Below are 2375 nucleotides of genomic sequence, written 5' to 3'. Positions count from 1 at the left end.
TTATAAACAAAACCTAGCCCGGATCGTCACGGAAAGACCGGACGAAGCGCAGCGAAGGAGGACTTGCAGTAAGAGCCGGATAAGAGCGAAAAATGCGCTCCATCAAAAACTAAAAACGTGCATCGTGCATCTTGCTTATTTTTCCAAAAAGTTTTATTTTTTTTGTGTACTAGTTACAAGGTGGCAAAAATGGCACTTACAGTAAACACTCTCCTTAATTTTTCGGAAACTCCTTTTAAACTAAAGCTTGTCGCCGGGCGCGAAGGCCTTAAGCAGACTGTCAGCTGGATTTATTACACGGAAGATCCTTCTTTTAGCGAATTTATCCGCGGCGGAGAACTTGCAATCACAACAGGGCTTTTGCTCAAACGAAAATCCGAAAACGAGGGAATAAATGAGTCTGAAAATTTGTGTTCATTTTTAAGAGATTTTATTGAAAAATTTTCCGGTCATAATGCTTCTGGTTTAATCGTCAATACTGGAAAATATATTTTTGAAATTCCTCAGGAGATTAAAACTTATTGCGACCAAATCAATTTTCCGCTTTTTACAATGCCGTGGGAAATTCATACGGTAGACTTAATGCAGGAAATCGGAAATATGATTTCTGCCGACAGCCAAAACAGCCATAATGTTGAAAAATTTTTCTATCGCGCAATTTTTGAAACTCAGAAATTTGACCCAAAGCAAATCGAAAACACGGTTTTTCATGACGCAAAAAGTTTTTCGGTTGCGCTCTTGGAATTAAAAGAAGATTTTTTTAATAACGATATTGAGCAGGCAAAGCGGTATGTTCAATTTTCGCTAAATCCAAAAATCAATTTTTCGCAAAACGACTACTGCTGTTTTATTCACAACAGAAAAGTAATCTACATTATTAAAAATGACAATTCTTTTTTTACAGAAGAGCTTTTCCGCATAACGCGAAATGATAAATTTTTTTGCAATTCCAAACTTTCGCTTTCAGAATACTGCTCTTCTGCAGAAGAACTTCAAGAAGCTTTTGTCCACGCGGAAATTACAATGAATCTTTCGAAAAATGCAGAAAAGCTCGAAAAGTACGACAATCTCGGAATTTATAAAATTCTGCTTGAAGTAAAAAACAAAAAGGTTCTCGAACAACTTTATAAAACTGTCCTCGGAAACCTAGACCAGCTCGAAAATGCAAAGCGCGAAGACTACTTAAAAACTCTCAAGCTTTACTTAAAACTCGGCGGAAACATTCACAGTGTTTCTGAACAAAACAATACTCACCGAAACACCGTTTTATACCGGATTCAGCGTCTGCAAGAAATTCTGAATGTTGACCTTTCTGACGGCGACACTCGCTGTCTTTTGCAAATTGCAATTTACATTAAAGAGCTTCTAAAAAAGTAAAAAAACGTCGCTACCCTCTTTATTAACATTCGCAAAAAAAAAAATTATAATGCCGTTATGAAAATACACATTTTAGAAATGCCTCTAGATTTTGGCGCAAGCCGCCACGGTTCAGACATGGGGCCGTCTGCAATCCGTCTTGCAGGAATAAAACAGCGGCTGGAAAACCTCGGCCACTCTACTTTTGAACACACAGATATTTTTCATGCAAAACCGCAGGAATATCAAAATATCGGAAATCCTAAAGCAAAATACTTAAAACCAATCGTAAATGCCTGCACAAAACTTGCTGAACTTGTCGAAGAAATTTCCGGCAAAAACGAATTTCCACTCGTTCTCGGAGGCGACCATTCAATTGCGCTCGGTTCAATCGCAGGAATCAGCGCAACAGCAAAAAAACAAAATAAATCTTTCGGCGTGCTTTATGTTGACGCGCACGGAGATTTTAACGATACGAACACAACGCCAAGCGGAAATATTCACGGCGAATGTCTTGCCGCTTCAGCAGGAATCGGCCTTTCTGAACTTACAAACCTTTATTTTGAAGGGCAGAAAATCGATCCAAAAAACATCTGTTTTGTCGGTTGCCGCGACCTTGATTCTGGCGAAAAAATTTTAATGAAAGAAGCCGGCGTTACGGTTTTTACAATGAGCGACATCGACAGGCACGGATTTCCGGCAATTGTCCAGAAAGTAAAAGAATTTTTTCAAAAAATCGACATAATCCACGTAAGTTTTGACATGGACGTTCTCGACCCAATGTATGCGCCAGGAACAGGAATTCCGCTTCCAGGAGGTCTTACAAACCGCGAGGCTCTCCTTTTAATGGAAGAAATGGCTGGCACAAAAAAAGTAAAATCCGCCGAAATTGTCGAAGTAAACCCGATTCTCGACGTCCGAAACCAAACCGCAATTCTGGCGGCAAGCTTGGCTTCAAGACTTTTGGGCGAAACCCTTTATTAAAATTCTGAACCGCATTCCCCGTCTTATCCGGCTGC

At 39.6% G+C, this 2375-nt stretch carries 2 protein-coding genes; both read left to right on the top strand.

Annotated features, from left to right (window positions below; genetic code table 11):
- Positions 1-189 precede the first annotated feature (189 nt).
- Positions 190-1377 (top strand): PucR family transcriptional regulator, encoded by a 1188-nt coding sequence (locus B2X33_RS00480; protein ID WP_296666681.1) that lies wholly within the window; start codon positions 190-192, stop codon positions 1375-1377.
- A 57-nt stretch (positions 1378-1434) separates the two neighbouring features.
- On the top strand, positions 1435-2340 hold the full coding sequence (gene rocF / locus B2X33_RS00475) for an arginase (protein WP_296666679.1): 906 nt from the start codon (positions 1435-1437) through the stop codon (positions 2338-2340).
- Positions 2341-2375 lie beyond the last annotated feature (35 nt).

The sequence above is a fragment of the Treponema sp. UBA785 genome (assembly GCF_002297065.1).
GTDB lineage: Bacteria > Spirochaetota > Spirochaetia > Treponematales > Treponemataceae > Treponema_D.
This window is presented reverse-complemented; position numbering and strand designations above follow the sequence as displayed.

Coding starts and splice junctions, on each gene's coding strand:
- rocF (WP_296666679.1), top strand. CDS start 1,435: ATGAAAATACACATTTTAGAAATGCCTCTAGATTTTGGCGCAAGCCGC.
- B2X33_RS00480 (WP_296666681.1), top strand. CDS start 190: ATGGCACTTACAGTAAACACTCTCCTTAATTTTTCGGAAACTCCTTTT.